The following is a 16198-nucleotide window of genomic DNA, read 5'->3' as shown; positions in this document are numbered from 1 at the left end:
TTTTGCCGTCGGGAGAACTATCGGGAGAAGCAGTACGTCGTCTTGATCTCCGGATAGGCGAGTGCCAGCACCGGGTTCGGCCCGCACGCCGCCTTGTCGACGGTGTTCGCGAGCACCTTCACCCGTGCCACCCCGAAGGTGCCGCAGTCCTTCTGCGGCACGGAAGCCTGGATCGAGGCCATCGTGAAGTCGTAGCACTGACCGTCGGCGAACACCGGGATCAGGCAGACCGACACGCTTTCCAACACGCTGAACTGCACGTACTGGACGTATCCGTCGGTCAGTTCGCCGCACTTGTCGCTCGACGACGTTCCGACCTTGCTGACCGTGTAGTTGTGCTCCCCGCAGGCGACCTTTTTGTAGTCAGGCTTGGCCGCGTTGCCGGTCATCGACACGCAGTCGCCGATCGCAGCGAACGGCGCCGGTTTCGACGTGGTCGTCGGAGCAGTGGTCGTCACAGCAGCAACGGCCGTCGTCGGCGTGTCGCTGCCGCTGCTGAACTCGATCGTGTTCTTGGTGGACAGCCAGAAGATCAGGCCGCCCAGCGCCAGCGCGAACACCGTCAGCACCGCGACGATCTTCCCGCCGCCACCGGACCCGCGGTGCGGCGCGACGGGCAGCACCGGCTCCGGGACGTCGTAGACGCCGATGGGCCTGCCGCCGCCCGCACTGGGTGGCGGCGGTTCGGCGGCAGGCGCGTCGAAGGCCGAGAACGGATCGGGTTCGTCGGTTTTGCTCATCGGATCCCCCCAGGATTTCCGCGTGAGCTTAGCCGCTGAACCCGTCCGTCCCCCTGCGCCTGCCTCAGGTGCGCACCGTCTCGGCGAGACCGGACAAAGCGGCCGGCAACGGCTCGTGGTGCAGCACGCCGAGCCGTTGCGTGGCGCGGGTCAGCGCCACGTACAGCTCCGCCGCGCCACGCGGGCCGAGCGCCAGGATCCGTTCCGGCGCGACGACGAGCACCGAGTCGTACTCCAGACCCTTGGTCTCCGAGGCGGGCACCGTGCCGGGCACGCCGGGCGGCCCGATCACGACGCTGGTGCCCTCGAGACCGGCCTCCGCGCGTTCGAACTCCTCGATGGCCGCGGCCAGCTCGGACTCCGAGACCTGCCGGGCCCACGGCTGAACACCGTTGGCCCGCACCGATTCCGGGGCCTGCACGTCCGGCGCGAACTCGGCCAGCACCCGAGCGGCGACGGCCATGATCTCGGCGGGCGTGCGGTAGTTGACCGTCAGCGAACGGTACTCCCAGCGGCCCGGCACGTACGGCTCCAGCATCTCGCCCCACGACCGGGCGCCGGCCTCCGAACGGCGCTGGGCCAGATCGCCCACCACCGTGAAGGAACGGCCAGGGCAGCGGCGCATCAGCACCCGCCAGTCCATTTCGGACAGTTCCTGCGCCTCGTCCACCACCACGTGCCGGTAGGTCCAGCCGCGGTCGGCCTGGGCGCGTTCGACGAGCGTGCGCTGGTCGTGCTCCTCGAAGCGTTCGGCGAGGTCCTCGGCCTCCAGCATGTCCGTGGCGAAGAGGTGGTCCTCGTCGTCCATGTGGTCCTGCCGGTTGACCATGCTGTCGAGCACCTCGGCGGCGTAGCGGGCCTCGGCCTGACGTTCGGCGGACAGCGCCTGGTCGGAGGCCTGCTCGGTGCCGTCGCGGCCCAGCAGGTCGTGCAGCTCGTCGAGCAGCGGCACGTCCGAGACCGTCCACGCCTCACCGTCGGCGCGGTGCAGCGACGGATCCGCTCCGGCCGCCGCCAGCCGTGCCGGCGACGTGTACAGCTCACCCAGCAGCTGCGCCGGCGTCACCACGGGCCACAGCGAGTCCAGCGCCCCGGTGAACGTCTCGTCGTCGGCCAGTTCCTTCACCAGGCCGGACCGCATGTCCTCCCAGCCCTGCTTGTCCGAACGGGACAGCCAGCCCTTGCCGATCCGGCCGAGCGCCCGTTCGGTCAGGACGTACGTGATGATCTCGCGGAACACCGCGCGGGCCTCGTTGTGCGGCAGGCCGCTGTCGCGCGCCTCCTGCCGGGCCCACTCGGCGACGTCGGCGCCGATCTGCACGACGACGTCCTTCATCGTGATCGGAACGGGCTGCTCGGGCAGCCGCTGCCGGTCCGCGACGGCCGCGTTCAGCACGTCCACCATCTTCAGCGAGCCCTTGAGCCGCGCGACGTCCGGCGTGTCCTCCAGCACCGCGTTGAGCCCCGGCAGGAGGCTCCCGGCGGTCGAGAACACCACGTCGGACTCGCCCAGCGACGGCAGCACGCGCCCGATGTGGTTGAGGAACGCCGGGTTCGGGCCGACCACAAGCACGCCGTGCCGTTCCATGCGTTCGCGTTGCGTGTACATCAGGTATGCGACGCGGTGCAGCGCCACGACGGTCTTGCCGGTGCCGGGCCCGCCCTCGATCACCAGCACGCCGGGGTGGTCGAGCCGGATGATCGCGTCCTGCTCGGCCTGGATGGTCGCCACGATGTCGCGCATGCCCTCGCCGCGCGGCGCGTTCAACGCCTCCAGCAGAGCCACGTCACCGCGCTCCTCGCCGAGCCTGCCGAACACCTCGTCGGTGAACCCGGCCACCGTGCGGCGGCGCGTGAGGAACTGACGACGGCGGCTCATGCCCTCGGCGTTGGCGCCGGTGGCGGTGTAGAACGGCCGCGCCGCCGGTGCCCGCCAGTCGAGCAGCGCCGGCTCGAAGTCCTGCTCCTCGTCGAACAGGCCGATCCTGCCGATGTAGGACACGTCCCCGTCGACGCTGTCCAACCGGCCGAAGCACAGCCCGTAGTCGGCCACGTTCAGCCGCTTCATCTCGCGGTGCCGGGCGCGCACCTCGTTGTCGCGATCCATGACGGTCTCGCCGGTGCCACCCAGCGCTGACTGGTACGCGGCTTTCACGCGCGCACGTTCGGCATCGAGCCGTGCGTAGAGACCGGCAACGTATTCACGCTCGTACTGCAGCTCTTCTTCGTACCCCACGTGCTCCCCAGTGCGCCTGTGTTCTGGCATGAGGCGATGAGTGTGAACGATGCACGGGGCCTTGTGGCAAGGCCCCCTCTCTGCTATACGGTTAAGTGGGAAGAAACGGCGCTGCCGCCCGCTGTCTGCCAGGGCTACCCAAGCGCCTTCGGTCGCCGTGATCGCTCGTCGTAGTCCCTTTTCCGCTGCGGATAGCCGGTTCTGAACACCTCGTAGACGGGGATCCCGCACTTGTTGCCGAACCGGAACGCGGCCTCGAGGCTGCCGATCTTGCGTCGGGTCCACTCGCCGTCGCCCGCGATCAGCATGATGGTGGCGACGATGGTCGCAGCGCCCGGTTCGAAGTAGGCCTCGACACCGGAGTGCCGCAGCGCCCACTGCTCCAGGTGGTCGAGATCCTCGTCGCGTGCTTTCTGCATCGGGGTGGACGGCATCATCTGCCGCTTACGTCCGTGCAAGCGCCAGAACGACCGGATCACCACGAGCACGACCACGCCGCCGAGAACCACCGCGAGGATGAACTCCACGCTCCAGCTGCTGGTTTCCGGCGTGGTGGTCGAGGTTGTCTCGTCAAGCCAGCGACGGACCGAGGTCACGTTGGTGGCCAGGCCCTTCTGCGCACTGCTGTTGCTGGACGTGCCCGAGCCGCTGAGCGTGCCGACCAGCTGCGGCTGCCCATCGATCTGGGTGACGATCGGGCCGCCGGAGTCGCCCTTGGCCGCCTGCTGCTGAGGGTCCTCCATCGGCCAGGTCAGCAGTTCGCTGTCGGCCGCCGTCACGCCGGCGGCCGGAGACAGGTTCACCGGCAGCTGTTTGAGGGTCTGGGAGACCGCGCAGTCCTTCTCCGCACAGACCTGGCCCCATGCCACCAGCAATCCCTGCTGCCCGCCGCTCGGCGTCATCGGTGCGGCGACCTGGATCGGCGCCTTGTCCGACGCGCGGTCGAGTTCGATCAGGCCGACGTCGAGCCCGGCCGGTCCCTTGACCAGGCGGTTGGCCCGGCGGGCCTGCCCCTCGTACCTCGCGGTCGCCCCGACGTACAGGCGGACGTCGGCCGCTTCACGCAGCGGATTGTCCAGTCCCGGGTCGTTCTCGGCCTGGTCTGGCCGAGCGGTGACGATGCAGTGCCCGGCGGTCAGCACCCATCGGGGCGCGATCAGGGCTCCGCTGCACGCCCCTTGGGAGTACTCGACCACCACAGCCCACGGGTACTCCTGAGTGACCTCCTGGCCGCCGACGATCGCTGACGCGGTCGCGGGGAAGATCCCGCCGGCCGCGAGGACCGAGACGAGAGCGGCCAGAACACTCCTGCCGACCAAACCCCACACGCACGTCCCCCACTCGAACCAAGACGTCTTCAGCATGCCAGAGCCGGCTTCGGGGCTTCTGCTTACGACGTGTGCTCCATGACCATCATCGCCGTGGTCCCCGGTTCCAGGGCCTTGCAGATGTGCGGCAGATCGCCCGGATAAACGATGTAGTCGCCGGGCCCGAGCTCGATCGGGTCGTCGGCCAGCCCCGCCAGACAGCGCCCGGACGCCACGATCATGTGCTCGACGCTGCCCGGCACGTGCGGCTCGGACTCGCGGGCGCCGCCGGGTTCGAGGGTCAGCCAGTAGATGTCGTGCTTGGTCCCCGGACGGCAGGCGGCCAGCAGGGTGGCGGAGTAGTGCGCGCGTTCGGAGTGGATGACCGGGCCCTCGCCGGCGCGGATCACCTGCACGCGTGGCACGGCGGGTTCGACGAGCCGGCTGAACGGGACGCCCAGGGCCACGCCCAGTGCCCACAGGGTCTCCACGCTGGGGTTTCCGGCGCCGGACTCCAGTTGGGAGAGCGTCGACTTCGCGATTCCGGCTTTCTTGGCGAGCTCGCTCAACGACATGCCGGTGCGGTCGCGCTCGCGGCGGAGGTTGGCCGCGATGAGGTCGAGTGGTGCGTTCGACACAGAAGTCCATCCGTTCGGCTTGACGAACACCCGTTCAGGTGTTCATTGTAATGGGTGATGCGTTCGATATGGCGAACCCTTGATGCTGTGCTCCTGCGTGACGTCGCCGCAGTCGCACTTGGCGCCGCTGTGACCGGTGCTTCCTTCGGCGCGATCTCGGTCGGATCGGGGCTGCCGTGGTGGATGCCGGTGCTGATGTCGCTGGTGATCTTCGCGGGCGGCTCGCAGTTCATGGCCGTCGGCATCGTCGCCGCCGGTGGCAGTCCTGCCGCGGCCGTGCTGGCCGGTCTGGTGCTCAACGCTCGGCACCTGCCGTTCGGGCTGGCGATCGGTGATGTGCTCGGCAGAAGTCCGCTGGCGCGGATCGTCGGCAGTCACCTGTTGATCGACGAGTCGACCGCTTTTGCGATGTCGCAGAAGGATCCCGCGAGAGCGCGTGCGGCCTACTGGGCGTGTGGCGTGGCGCTCTTCTTCAGCTGGAACACGGGCGTGCTCATCGGTGCGCTCGCGGGCCAGGCGATCGGCGATCCGATGACGTTCGGGCTGGACGCGGCGTTCCCCGCGGCGATGCTCGCGCTCACGCTCCCGGCCCTGAAGGACGCGGCCACGCGCAACGCGGCGCTCGCTGGTGCGGCGATCGCGCTCGCGACCACACCGTTCCTGCCCGCCGGTCTGCCCGTGCTGCTCGCACTGGCCGGACTGGTGGTGTTCAGGACCAAAAAGGAGGAACCGTGCCCGTCACCGCAGTCCTGATCCTCGCCGCGGGCACGTTCGCGATCCGGATCGCCGGTCCGCTGCTGCGCGACCGCGTCACGTTGCCCGACAAGGCCCGCGAGGTCATCTCCGCGAGTGCCACCGTGCTGCTGCTGGCGCTGGTGGCGGTCTCGGCGCTGACGAACGGCAAGCAGTTCGGCGGCTGGGCGCTTGCGGCCGGTGTTGTCGTCGGTGGGCTCGCGGCGTGGCGCAAACTGCCGTTCGTCGCCGTCATTGTGCTGGCGGCGGCCACCACGGCGGGACTCAGGCTCATCGGCGTGGCCTGAGGGTGGTTTCTCGCTAATGCTTGCGGACGTGTGAGAAGAGCAGGTTCGTATGAACCTCTGTCACCTCCCGGCGGCTGGTGAATTTGTCCAATACCAGCCGTTGCAGGTGACCGACATCAGATACTGCGACATGTACTAGAAAATCTTCCGGACCGGTCACGTGCGAGAGCGCGAGCGTTTCGGGCAGGCCCAGCACGTAAGCCATGAACGGGTCCACGATCTCCTTGGTGTGCGGGCGGATCTTCACCGCGAGCATTGCCTGCACGTGCTGCCCGATCGCGTTGGGATCGATCTCCGCGTGGTACCCGGTGATCACGCCGCGCTCCCGCAGCGCCCGATGCCGGACCACCGCCGTGGACTGCGCGACGTTCACGCGTTCGGCCAGGTCCTTGTTCTGCAGCCGCGCGTCCTTCCGCAGCTCCCGCACGATGGCCTCGTCGATCGAATCCAGCACGGCTCTTCTCCGTTTCATCGAATCTGCTGCGGTTGTTCGCCCACTCCGCCGAGGAAGTCTCCACCATTCGCGCCATGACGCGCATCGAGACCATCGCAGTGCACGGCGGCCGCGACGACCTCGCGGAGCTCGGCGTGCACGCTCCCCCGATCGACCTGTCCACCACCTACCCCGTGCCTGACCAGGCCCTCGGCGGGGAAGCACTGGGTGAGTGGGCCACCGGCGCCGCACGGGCCTCGTCGCCCGTCTACGCGCGGCTGCACAACCCGACCGTGGCCCGGTTCGAGCAGGCGCTGGCGAAGCTCGAGCACACCGAGGCCGCCGTCGCGTTCGGCAGCGGCATGGCGGCGGTGACCGCGGTGATCCAGGCCGCGTGCGTGATGGCCGGAAAACCGCACGTCGTGGCCGTGCGGCCGCTCTACGGCGGCACGGACCACCTGCTGTCGTCCGGTCTCCTGGGCGTCTCCACCACCTACGTCGAAGCAGGCCTGGTGTCCTCCGCGATCCGGCCGGACACCGGGTTGATCGTCGTCGAGACGCCGGCGAACCCGAACCTGGACCTGGTCGACATCGACCACGTCGTGCGTCAGGCCGGTTCGGTGCCGGTGATGGTCGACAACACCTTCGCGACCCCGATCCTGCAGAACCCGGCGCTGCACGGCGCCTCTTACGTCCTGCACTCCGGCACCAAGTACCTCGGCGGGCACGGCGACGTGCTCGGCGGTGTCGTGGCGTGTGCTGAGGACCGCGCGGCGGCATTGCGGCAGGTCAGGATCATCACGGGCGCCGTGCTGCACCCGTTGGGCGGCTACCTGCTGCACCGCGGGCTGGCCACGTTGCCGTTGCGCGTCGAGGCCGCCTCGCGGTCCGCGGCCGTGCTGGCGGTGCGGCTGGCCGAGCACGACGCCGTCGAGTTCGTGCGCTACCCGTCCGCGTCGCTGCAGATGCGGGGGACCGGCGCGATGATCGCGTTCGGCGTGCACGGCGACCCGACCGAGGTCATGCGGCGGCTGCGGTTGATCACGCCGGCGGTATCGCTGGGTTCGGTCGACACCCTGATTGAGCATCCCTCGGCTTTGACGCATCGACTGGTGCCCGGAGAAGAACTGCGTGCATCGGGAGTTCCGGACAATTTGCTGCGCATTTCAGTTGGACTCGAGCATGTCGAGGACATTTGGGACGACTTGAACGCGGCGCTCTGTGACGTCGCTTACGTTAAGCCTTCCCCAGGTGATTACTTGGTGATGACCGGCGCTCACTAAGGTCCCAACGCATCAGCGCGTCGGGGCGCGGGAGGTTCCGACGCGAGCATTTTTCCGTTTTCGGAAGGAACCCCTCGTGAGTTCTGTGGAAACTGATGCGGACGGCTACACCAAGGCGCTGAGCAAGCGTCAGGTGCAGATGATCGCCATCGGCGGTGCGATCGGCGTCGGCCTCTTCCTGGGTGCGGGCGGACGCCTCGCCACAGCGGGGCCGTCGCTGATCCTGTCGTACGCGGTGTGCGGCCTCGCGGCGTTCTTCGTCATGCGCGCATTGGGCGAGCTCGTGCTGCACCGCCCGGTTGCCGGCAGCTTCGTCGAGTACGCCCGCGAGTTCATCGGTCCGTGGGCGGGCTTCACGTCGGGCTGGATGTACTGGGTGAACTGGGCGATGACCGGCATCGCCGAGATCACCGCCGTCGCGATCTACATGCACAAGTGGTTCCCGGAGCTGCCGCAGTGGATCACCGCACTGGTGGCGCTCTTCGTGTTGATCGGGATCAACATGTTGTCCGTCAAGCTGTTCGGTGAGCTGGAGTTCTGGTTCTCGGTCATCAAGGTGACCGCGATCGTGGTCTTCCTCGTCGTCGGCACGAGCCTGGTGATCGGCAACGCCGACATCGGCGGCACCACCGCGTCGGTCTCGAACACCCTGGGCCACGGCGGTCTGTTCCCGGCCGGGTTCGGGGTCGCACTGATGACCCTGCAGGCGGTCATCTTCGCCTACTCGGCCATCGAACTCGTCGGTATCGCCGCGGGCGAGACCAAGGACCCCGAGAAGATCATGCCGCGCGCCATCAACGGCGTGGTGTACCGCATCGCGATCTTCTACGTCGGTTCCGTGCTGCTGCTGACGATGCTTCTGCCGTGGGACCACTTCACCGGCACCGAGTCGCCGTTCGTCACGGTGTTCTCCGCGCTGGGCATCCCCGCCGTCGGCGACATCATGAACGCGGTGGTGCTGACCGCCGCACTGTCCTCTTGCAACTCGGGTCTGTACTCCACCGGTCGCATCCTGAGGTCGTTGGCGCAGAAGGGTGAGGCGCCCGCGTTCACCGGCAGGATGAACTCCCGGCACGTGCCCTACGGCGGCATCCTGTTCACCGGTGCGGCCTACCTGTTCGGCGTGGTGCTCAACTACATGGTGCCCAAGGAGGCGTTCGACATCGCGATCGCGGTGGCGTCGCTGGGGGTGGTGTCCACGTGGGCCACGCTGATCATCTGTCAGATGAGGCTGCGGAAGAAGGCGTTGGCAGGGGAGATCGAGCGGCCTTCGTACCGGATGCCCGGCGCGCCCTACACGAACTGGCTGACGCTGGCGTTCCTCGCGCTGGTGATCGGGCAGATGGCGTTCTCCGCCGGCGCCGCGGAGAGGATCGCGTTCTGGTCGATCCCCGTGCTCGCTCTGGTGCTGTTCATCGGGTGGCGCTTCGTGAAGTCGCGCCGGCCGGTCGGCCAGGAGCAGGAGAAGCTCGTCACCGTCAGCTGACCAGGACTCGGTGATGATCGCGAGCCGTCCCCTCACAAGGGGGCGGCTCGCGCCTTGCTGGTGAACTCCATTCGCCTTCGCGCCAAACAGCAGAAGGTGCCCGCGTGTTGTAGCTTTCACGCATCAATCACCTTTCTGAAAGGTCTGCTGATGTCGCGCAGAGTGCGTCGGCTGTTGGCGATTGTGACCTCGCTCGTGGTTCTCGGCGCGCAGCCGGCCGCGGCGACACCGGAGAGGCCCGATGCCGTCCGGGCCGTGTTGGCGTGGATCGACCTTCTCGACTACGCGTGCAACTTCACCGGCAACTACCGGACGCCAGGCAGCACGAGTGGCGGCGTGGTCGGCGGGGCCGCCGTCTCCCTGGACAACGCGCTCGCCGGGATGGAGACGGCGGACGGCCTTCCGCAGGAAGCCGTGCACACGCTCAGGACGCTGATGTCCCAGTCGTTCAGGCCGCAGACGTGCCTGGACGTCCGGAACACCGGAGCCTTCGGGGCCGTCGGCACCACCGCTGTCCGCACCCTGTTCAGCGAGTACTCCTCGTGGGGTCCGCCGTTGCTGGCGGCGCGGCAGGAGAACCCGGACGCGGTCGACGCGGAGATCACGAAGCTGATGGACCTGCAACGGCGCTACGCCGGTCAGATGTCTCCCGGGCTGCACCGGAACGCGACGCGGACCACGACGCCGGACCCGTTCGCCGCGATGCTGTTCGTGGTGGACGCCGCGGACGCCATTTGCGAGCACTCGAGCTCCGACGAGCAGACCGACGCACTCGTCGCGGTGTGGACCACGATGTTCGACCGGCTCGGTGAACTCGACGGCGCACCGGAGGAGGCGTTGGCGAGCGCACGGACGTTGCTGGCCGCTGTGGTGGGGCCGGGGGACTGTGCGACTGCCGACGCCGACGGCGTCCTCACCCTGATCGGCACGGAGGCGGCGCGCGACCTCGTGGCGGGCTGGGAGACGTACGGCCCCGCGCTGCTGGAGTTCCACGCCGCGCACCCGGACCAGGTCGACCCGGTCCTCGCCGACGTGGTCGCCGAGGCCACGGCCATCGCCAACAGGTAGGCCTCGCCGAGCCGTCCCCTCGTGGAGGGGGCGGCTCGCGGCTTTCCGGTGTCACTCGGTCGGGTGGCTGGACACGCGGCGGACGGCGCGGCGGAGCAGCCTGATTCCATGACGACGAGCCACATCGAGCACACCGGGCACCCCCACGTCCACGGCGACGGCTGCGGCCACGTCGGGGTGCCGCACAGCGACCACGTCGACTACGTCCACGACGGTCACCTCCACCGCGAGCACGACGGTCACTTCGACGAGTGCGAGCCGAGCGGCCACGACGAGCACGCCGCGCACGACCACGACCACGGCCAGGGCTGTGGCCACGTGGCCGTTCCGCACGCCGACCACGTCGACTACATCCACGACGGGCACCGGCACGCGGCCCACGCCGACCACTACGACGAGCACTGAGCTGCACGCGGGGCGCTTTCGTACTGACTGACAGTACGAAAGGGCCCCGCGTGCGTTTCACGAAGCGGCGGGGACGTCGGGGTAGAACTGGGCGTACCAGCGGCGCAGGGCTTTGATGCCGCGTTCGTGTTGCAGCAGGACCGGACGGGCCTGGTGGATCTTGTGGTCCCAGATGCGGACCTCTTCGCGGACCTCGCCGAGGGCCTGCGTGCGGAAGATCAGCTTGAGCACCGGGGTCAGGAACGGCAGCCCGGCGGGTTTGCGCACGTGGTAGAGCATCCGCAGCTCGCTCGTGTGGTCGTCGATCGGGTTCGTGAGCGCGATGGCGGTCAGCGAGAGCATGCTGCCGAGCACGCGCACCACCATGACGCCGGGGCCGTACATGAACACGTCGAAGGTGTTGTCGACCTCCCAGGCCAGCACCTTCCGCGCGAAGCGGCCGCGCACCTCGGCGAACGGCCCGTCCACGACCAGGTCCTGCACCGGCGGCTCGCTCTGGCCGTGGATGAAGTGGAAGTGGGACTCGTCGACGATGTTCTCCCGCATCTCCTGGATGTGGATGCGCGAGGTCTGCACGTCGTCGATCGGGCTCGCGAACTCACCCGCCGTGGCCTCCGGGATCTCCGGCACCTCCCACGCCGGCGCGTCCGGCCCGGTGTAGACGAAGATCAGTCCGCTGTGCTCCCGCACTTCGAACCCGCCGATCGACACCTTCGGCGGCCGGGCGGCGAACGGCGCGTACGTGCACCGGCCGTCCGTGCCGAACCGCCAGCCGTGGAACGGGCACTCGACCGTCCCGTCCACGACTTTCCCGCCGACGCCGAGGTGTGCGCCGTAGTGCGGGCAGTGGGCGTCACGGACGGCGGGCCGCCCGTCGGGACCGCGGAAGGCGATGAGAGCCCGGCCGAAGTAGTGCAGGGGCACGACCTTCCCGCGAGGGAGCTGAACGCTGCGCAGAACCGCGTACCAGCCGTGTGGCACGAACGGCATCGGGTACTCATCGGCGCGTGGGTCGCGGGGCAGGGTGGTCATGTGGTCATCGATGCTGGACACGTTGCCGAGTTAACGTCGTTAACCGCTTTGGTGGCGACGTCCATCAGGGCGAAAAACGATCATCACGCACTACGCCGGCCCGCGCAGGGGCAACCACTGCCAACAGGGTTCCGACGCCTCAAATATGCTGGTGGCATGGTTGTCGCTGCCCCTCCCGTCATCGGTGTGCTCGCCCTGCAGGGTGATGTTCAGGAACACCTCGTCTCGCTCGCGAAGTGCGATGTCACCGCACGGCCCGTTCGCCGCGCCGAGGAGCTGGACGAGCTCGACGGGATCGTGATCCCCGGCGGCGAGTCGACGACCATCAGCAAGCTGCTCGACAACTTCGCGCTGCTGGAGCCGCTGAAGGCCAAGATCAAGGACGGCTTCCCGGCGTACGGGTCGTGCGCGGGCATGATCCTGCTGGCCAACAACGTGCTGGACGGGCGCGAAGACCAGCACCAGCTCGGCGGTCTGGACGTCACCGTGCGGCGCAACGCCTTCGGCAGGCAGATCGACTCGTTCGAGACCGATCTCGACCTCGCCGGTGAGACGGTGCACGCCGTGTTCATCCGTGCGCCGTGGGTGGAGGCGGTGAGCGAGCACGTGGAGGTTCTCGCTACGGTGCCCGTTACGGCTGAGGCGGGCGACGCCGCCGGTAGGATCGTCGCGGTCAGGCAGGGCAACGTGCTGGCCACGGCGTTTCACCCGGAGCTCACGGGGGATGAGCGCGTCCACCGCCTGTTCGTGGACATGGTTCGTGGTTTGAAGGGTTCGGAGGAGAAATGAGCGGCCACTCCAAGTGGGCGACCACCAAGCACAAGAAGGCCGCCATTGACGCCAAGCGCGGCAAGCTCTTCGCGCGGCTGATCAAGAACATCGAGGTGGCCGCCCGCACCGGTGGTGGGGACCCGGACGGCAACCCGACGCTGTACGACGCGATCCAGAAGGCCCGCAAGAACTCGGTGCCGCTGGACAACATCGAGCGCGCGCGCAAGCGCGGTGGCGGCGAGGAAGCCGGCGGCGCCGACTGGCAGACCATCATGTACGAGGGCTACGGCCCCAACGGCGTCGCGGTGCTCATCGAGTGCCTCACCGACAACCGCAACCGCGCCGCGACCGAGGTCCGCACGGCCATGACCCGCAACGGCGGTTCGATGGCCGACCCCGGTTCGGTGGCGTACATGTTCAGCCGCAAGGGCGTCGTGATCGTGCCGAAGGCGGGCACGTCCGAGGACGACGTGATGATGGCGGTGCTCGAGGCCGGTGCCGAGGAGGTCAACGACCTGGGCGAGGCGTTCGAGGTCGTGTCCGAGGCCGGTGACCTCATTCCGGTCCGCAAGGCGCTGCAGGACTCCGGCATCGACTACGAGTCGGCCGAGTCGAGCTTCCTGCCGTCGGTCTCGGTCGCACTGGAGGTCGAGGGCGCGAAGAAGATCTTCAAGCTCATCGACGCGCTGGAGGACTGCGACGACGTGCAGAACGTCTTCGCGAACTTCGACGTGTCGGACGAGGTCATGGCCGAGGTCGGCTGACCACCAGCTTCAACAGCGCCGACCACGCATCTGCGGACACCTGCAGGTGGGTGGTCGGCGCTTTGCTGTCTCGGATGCCGACGCCGCGGCCGACCTCCACGCAGTTGTCGCCGTCGCCGCTGTAGCTGCTCTTGCGCCACACGGTCATTGGAGGCCCTCCAAGATGCTGTTGATCACCGCCCTCGATTCTTCCTCATCGAGAGCGACGGCAGCGAGGTCCTTCAGGATGTTCTCGTAGGTGTCGACGGTCTCCTTGTCGTCGAAGAACAGACAGCACTTGACGCTCTCGACGTAGACGACGGGCGGGTACTTCGGGAACTTCATCAGCCGGAAGTCGCCGGACACGCCCGCATGCATGCCGATCGACCTGGGGACGATCCGGATGCTGACGTACTTCCGCACCGACAACCGCAGAAGGTGGGCAAGCTGCTCCCGCCACACCTCCTCGCCGCCGACCGGCAGCCACAGCGCCTGCTCGTGCACGTAGAAGGTGAAGGTTCGGGTGTATTCGAGAATCTCTGCTCGGGCGGCCCGCGCTGCGACCACCGCGGCCCTGTTCTCGGGTGAAACCGTCCTTGCTTTGGCGGTGACAGCCTCGATGTAGTCGTGGATCTGGAGCAGTCCGGGAACGAGGATCATCGACCAGCAGGTGATCTCGTTGGCGTCCTTCTCGTGCTCGATCAGCGTGCGGACTTGGTCCGGGACGCCGTCCTTCGGCATCTGCAGATAGACGTTGCCCGACTCGCGGAACAACGCCATCAGGCGTTCGTACTCGGCGAGGGGGACGCGGCAGTAGGCGAGCAGGGTGGCGACTTCCAGCTCGGTCACGCCGCCTTTGCCGGCTAGCAGATCCGAGATCTTGGCTTCTTGCCAGCCGAGCAACTTGGCGAGCTGGCGATGGGTGAGGCCGGTGCTCGCGATGGCCGCACGGACGCCGTTTCCGAACTCGCGGCCCACCACACTGGACGATCTCTTGGGCATGAAAGGGAAAGTAGGCCCACGATTCCCGTTCGCTCCATCGTTTCGCTTCAAATCTGCCTGAAGGTGGGAGTCTTGGAGAAGCTCCAAACCGGCGGCAAGTCGTAGGGTGGTGATGTGCTTTCCGACGAAGACATCGCGCTGCGAGCCCGGCTGCTCTCCGCGGCAGACCAGCACGGCCACACGAACATCGTCGTGAACCCGGACGCCGAGGGCGCCGGGTACGTGTTCTCGGTGGGGGCCTGGCGGCGGTTCGGGGTGGCCGAGGCCGTCGTGATCGGGCTGCCGCAGGGGATGGGCGAGAACCTGATCAACCTGTACGTGCGGCGCGCCAGCGGTGGCGAGCGGTTCGTGATGGGGCAGCTCTACCACGACTTCTTCGAGGGCGTGCCCGTGGTGTTCGAGCGGGTCTACAAGGGGTTCTACCCGGAGTTCTTCGGCAGCGCGTACCTCCTCTACGACGGGTCGGAGTTCGCGGCGGTGCAGATCATCGTGCCGACGCCGCAGGGACAGTGGCCCTGGCAACCCGATGCGCCGGAGGGGTTCCACGAGCACCAGCTGGTCCTCACCGAGAGCGGACTCCCCGAGAGCTGGACGCCAGGGGTCACCGGGCCGTGAACGTCCACATCGGACCGTTGAAGCCGCATCACGCCGGTCAAGTCCTGACGATCCAGCGTGCCGCGTACCTCGCAGAGGCTCGCCGCTACGGGGCGTGGGACCTGCCGCCGCTCGTCGAGACGCTCGACGAGATCCGCGAGCACCTCGGCGACGGCACGCCCGCGTTCGGGGCGTTCGACGGGGCGCGGCTCGTCGGGTCGGTGCGCAGCCGCGTCGACGGCGAGCGCATGGAGGTGGCGCGGCTGGCCGTCGCGCCCGACGTGCAGGGTGGCGGGGTCGGTCGCAGGCTGCTGGAGGCCGTCAGCACACGGGTGCCGCGGGACGTAAGGGTCGTCTGGCTCTTCACCGGGGCCGAGAGTGACGGGAACCTGTCGTTCTACGAGAGTGCCGGGTTTGTCCGGGTCGGTGAGCATCTCGATGCCGTCGGCATCAGGTGCGTCACTCTGGAGCAGAAGGTCATCTGAGGTTCAGGGGCCGGTCACCAGGGCCTGGCAGGGTTCTGGAACGGTCCACCCACGACCAACCACCGGTGCGGACGTCGATCACACGTCGGCTGATCCGTCCGGCACCCGCTGTCCCCGGCGCATCCGGCGCCGGGGACAGCGCTGTTTTGTTGTCCGGAGGTCGTTGTCCGGTGATCGCGCTTCGACACCGGACAACGATCAACCTGTAGAAATGCGGTGCGGTCAGCCAGTCCGGGGGGATCAGGCGGGCCGCGATCGGGGGAGGAGCGCCCCGCCACGCAGGAGGCTCAGGGGGATGCGTGGCGGGGCGCTTCAAGAGCAAAGGGGGCTATGGCTTGCGTCCCAGCAGTGCTATCAGCCGTGTTTGGTCGTCCGCGTCCGCCGCGACCGGTACCGGTGAGTCGAACGACGGACTTTCGCTCCACTCGTCGATGTTTCGTTCGACGTAAGCCAGAACGGTCGAGGCGAGCTCGGGATCAATGCGTTCGTCGGCGCCTATCGAGCGCGCCAGGTCCCACGCGTGCACTGCGAGATCCGTGGTCATCTGCCAGCAGTACTCCTCGGCGTCGATGGACCCCCAGGACACGCTCACGGTCTTGGCCAGCGCGGACGGCTCCAGCCACGCCTCGCGCGCCGCCGCGGCCGCCACCACCCAGGACACCAGCGGGTCGTCGCCCAGGTTGTCGTGGTCGAAGCGGTCACCGACCTGCTTGACGGTGCAGCCGGCCAGCAACTCCGGGGCCCAGAGCTGTTCATAGACCAGATGGCCGACCAGATCTCTGACCGACCACTCCCGGCACGGGGTACCCAGCACCCACTGGTCGGGTGCGATCTCCCGCACCCGACGGTCGAACTCCGTCATCGCCAGTCCGTGCGCCTCGATCAAGTCCACCCCAGCAGTGCATCAAATCCCGCTCAATCGCGCACCCCGGCGT

At 68.1% G+C, this 16198-nt stretch carries 19 protein-coding genes; 10 read left to right on the top strand and 9 right to left on the bottom strand.

The window, feature by feature from the left end; genetic code table 11:
• Positions 1-17: 17 nt before the first annotated feature.
• The 4 genes from G7043_RS43145 to G7043_RS43130 all read right to left on the bottom strand — a co-directional run bounded on the left by G7043_RS43145 (position 18) and on the right by G7043_RS43130 (position 4921).
• Positions 18-740 (bottom strand): LppU/SCO3897 family protein, encoded by a 723-nt coding sequence (locus tag G7043_RS43145; RefSeq protein ID WP_166054699.1) that lies wholly within the window; start codon positions 738-740, stop codon positions 18-20.
• A 64-nt stretch (positions 741-804) separates the two neighbouring features.
• The gene (helR, locus tag G7043_RS43140; RefSeq protein ID WP_390829518.1) at positions 805-2976 is read right to left on the bottom strand and encodes an RNA polymerase recycling motor ATPase HelR; all 2172 of its coding nucleotides are present in this window, start codon (positions 2974-2976) and stop codon (positions 805-807) included.
• Between the two features lie 134 nt (positions 2977-3110).
• Complete coding sequence (locus G7043_RS50230) at positions 3111-4340, bottom strand: S1 family peptidase (protein WP_166054697.1); 1230 nt, start codon at positions 4338-4340, stop codon at positions 3111-3113.
• Positions 4341-4366: 26 nt separating this feature from the next.
• Positions 4367-4921: a helix-turn-helix domain-containing protein gene (locus G7043_RS43130; protein ID WP_313888374.1), complete on the bottom strand. Its 555-nt coding sequence runs from the start codon at positions 4919-4921 to the stop codon at positions 4367-4369.
• Positions 4922-4978: 57 nt separating this feature from the next.
• Here G7043_RS43130 and G7043_RS43125 point away from each other — a divergent pair, with 57 nt between their 5' ends.
• Both G7043_RS43125 and G7043_RS43120 read left to right on the top strand, forming a co-directional pair.
• A complete protein-coding gene (locus G7043_RS43125; RefSeq protein ID WP_166054693.1) occupies positions 4979-5674 on the top strand; it encodes an AzlC family ABC transporter permease in 696 nt (231 codons plus the stop codon).
• Complete coding sequence (locus G7043_RS43120; protein WP_166054691.1) at positions 5653-5961, top strand: AzlD domain-containing protein; 309 nt, start codon at positions 5653-5655, stop codon at positions 5959-5961. Before G7043_RS43125 ends, G7043_RS43120 begins: the two co-directional genes overlap by 22 nt.
• Before the next feature lie 13 nt (positions 5962-5974).
• On the opposite strand, the gene G7043_RS43115 is transcribed toward G7043_RS43120, so the two are convergent.
• Positions 5975-6433 (bottom strand): Lrp/AsnC family transcriptional regulator, encoded by a 459-nt coding sequence (locus tag G7043_RS43115; RefSeq protein WP_166054689.1) that lies wholly within the window; start codon positions 6431-6433, stop codon positions 5975-5977.
• A gap of 56 nt (positions 6434-6489) precedes the next feature.
• Here G7043_RS43115 and G7043_RS43110 point away from each other — a divergent pair, with 56 nt between their 5' ends.
• The 4 genes from G7043_RS43110 to G7043_RS43095 all read left to right on the top strand — a co-directional run bounded on the left by G7043_RS43110 (position 6490) and on the right by G7043_RS43095 (position 10636).
• Positions 6490-7677, top strand: a complete 1188-nt coding sequence (locus G7043_RS43110) for a trans-sulfuration enzyme family protein (protein ID WP_166054687.1) — start codon at positions 6490-6492, stop codon at positions 7675-7677.
• A 139-nt stretch (positions 7678-7816) separates the two neighbouring features.
• Positions 7817-9163 carry an amino acid permease gene (locus G7043_RS43105; RefSeq protein ID WP_242643330.1) on the top strand — a complete coding sequence of 449 codons (1347 nt, stop codon included), beginning with the start codon at positions 7817-7819 and terminating at the stop codon, positions 9161-9163.
• Between the two features lie 150 nt (positions 9164-9313).
• Positions 9314-10231: a hypothetical protein gene (locus tag G7043_RS43100; RefSeq protein WP_166054682.1), complete on the top strand. Its 918-nt coding sequence runs from the start codon at positions 9314-9316 to the stop codon at positions 10229-10231.
• A 108-nt stretch (positions 10232-10339) separates the two neighbouring features.
• On the top strand, positions 10340-10636 hold the full coding sequence (locus G7043_RS43095; RefSeq protein ID WP_166054680.1) for a hypothetical protein: 297 nt from the start codon (positions 10340-10342) through the stop codon (positions 10634-10636).
• Between the two features lie 57 nt (positions 10637-10693).
• On the opposite strand, the gene G7043_RS43090 is transcribed toward G7043_RS43095, so the two are convergent.
• Entirely contained in the window at positions 10694-11689 is a 996-nt protein-coding gene (locus tag G7043_RS43090) for a Rieske 2Fe-2S domain-containing protein (RefSeq protein WP_313888373.1), read from the bottom strand.
• A 135-nt stretch (positions 11690-11824) separates the two neighbouring features.
• On the opposite strand from G7043_RS43090, the gene pdxT reads away from it, so the two are divergent.
• Both pdxT and G7043_RS43080 read left to right on the top strand, forming a co-directional pair.
• The gene (pdxT, locus tag G7043_RS43085; RefSeq protein WP_166054677.1) at positions 11825-12457 is read left to right on the top strand and encodes a pyridoxal 5'-phosphate synthase glutaminase subunit PdxT; all 633 of its coding nucleotides are present in this window, start codon (positions 11825-11827) and stop codon (positions 12455-12457) included.
• Positions 12454-13203 (top strand): YebC/PmpR family DNA-binding transcriptional regulator, encoded by a 750-nt coding sequence (locus tag G7043_RS43080; RefSeq protein ID WP_086667389.1) that lies wholly within the window; start codon positions 12454-12456, stop codon positions 13201-13203. Before pdxT ends, G7043_RS43080 begins: the two co-directional genes overlap by 4 nt.
• Here G7043_RS43080 and G7043_RS43075 read toward each other — a convergent pair.
• Complete coding sequence (locus G7043_RS43075) at positions 13184-13351, bottom strand: DUF397 domain-containing protein (protein ID WP_166054675.1); 168 nt, start codon at positions 13349-13351, stop codon at positions 13184-13186. The two genes, G7043_RS43080 and G7043_RS43075, sit on opposite strands and share 20 nt — an antisense overlap.
• A complete protein-coding gene (locus tag G7043_RS43070; protein WP_166054673.1) occupies positions 13348-14184 on the bottom strand; it encodes a helix-turn-helix domain-containing protein in 837 nt (278 codons plus the stop codon). Before G7043_RS43070 ends, G7043_RS43075 begins: the two co-directional genes overlap by 4 nt.
• Positions 14185-14298: 114 nt before the next feature.
• On the opposite strand from G7043_RS43070, the gene G7043_RS43065 reads away from it, so the two are divergent.
• Positions 14299-14799, top strand: a complete 501-nt coding sequence (locus tag G7043_RS43065; protein ID WP_166054671.1) for a DUF4262 domain-containing protein — start codon at positions 14299-14301, stop codon at positions 14797-14799.
• The gene (locus G7043_RS43060) at positions 14796-15263 is read left to right on the top strand and encodes a GNAT family N-acetyltransferase (RefSeq protein ID WP_166054669.1); all 468 of its coding nucleotides are present in this window, start codon (positions 14796-14798) and stop codon (positions 15261-15263) included. Before G7043_RS43065 ends, G7043_RS43060 begins: the two co-directional genes overlap by 4 nt.
• Positions 15264-15591: 328 nt before the next feature.
• On the opposite strand, the gene G7043_RS43055 is transcribed toward G7043_RS43060, so the two are convergent.
• A complete protein-coding gene (locus tag G7043_RS43055; protein ID WP_313888372.1) occupies positions 15592-16155 on the bottom strand; it encodes a TIGR03086 family metal-binding protein in 564 nt (187 codons plus the stop codon).
• Positions 16156-16198: the final 43 nt, after the last annotated feature.

The organism is Lentzea alba (assembly GCF_011067745.1).
Classification (GTDB): domain Bacteria; phylum Actinomycetota; class Actinomycetes; order Mycobacteriales; family Pseudonocardiaceae; genus Lentzea; species Lentzea alba.
This window is presented reverse-complemented; position numbering and strand designations above follow the sequence as displayed.

Excerpts from the sequence above, each read along its gene's own strand:
- G7043_RS43145 (WP_166054699.1), bottom strand. The coding sequence starts at position 740 with ATGAGCAAAACCGACGAACCCGATCCGTTCTCGGCCTTCGACGCGCCT.
- G7043_RS50230 (WP_166054697.1), bottom strand. The coding sequence starts at position 4,340 with ATGCTGAAGACGTCTTGGTTCGAGTGGGGGACGTGCGTGTGGGGTTTG.
- G7043_RS43125 (WP_166054693.1), top strand. The coding sequence starts at position 4,979 with ATGCGTTCGATATGGCGAACCCTTGATGCTGTGCTCCTGCGTGACGTC.
- G7043_RS43115 (WP_166054689.1), bottom strand. The coding sequence starts at position 6,433 with ATGAAACGGAGAAGAGCCGTGCTGGATTCGATCGACGAGGCCATCGTG.
- G7043_RS43110 (WP_166054687.1), top strand. The coding sequence starts at position 6,490 with ATGACGCGCATCGAGACCATCGCAGTGCACGGCGGCCGCGACGACCTC.
- G7043_RS43105 (WP_242643330.1), top strand. The coding sequence starts at position 7,817 with ATGATCGCCATCGGCGGTGCGATCGGCGTCGGCCTCTTCCTGGGTGCG.
- G7043_RS43100 (WP_166054682.1), top strand. The coding sequence starts at position 9,314 with ATGTCGCGCAGAGTGCGTCGGCTGTTGGCGATTGTGACCTCGCTCGTG.
- G7043_RS43095 (WP_166054680.1), top strand. The coding sequence starts at position 10,340 with ATGACGACGAGCCACATCGAGCACACCGGGCACCCCCACGTCCACGGC.
- pdxT (WP_166054677.1), top strand. The coding sequence starts at position 11,825 with ATGGTTGTCGCTGCCCCTCCCGTCATCGGTGTGCTCGCCCTGCAGGGT.
- G7043_RS43080 (WP_086667389.1), top strand. The coding sequence starts at position 12,454 with ATGAGCGGCCACTCCAAGTGGGCGACCACCAAGCACAAGAAGGCCGCC.
- G7043_RS43075 (WP_166054675.1), bottom strand. The coding sequence starts at position 13,351 with ATGACCGTGTGGCGCAAGAGCAGCTACAGCGGCGACGGCGACAACTGC.
- G7043_RS43070 (WP_166054673.1), bottom strand. The coding sequence starts at position 14,184 with ATGCCCAAGAGATCGTCCAGTGTGGTGGGCCGCGAGTTCGGAAACGGC.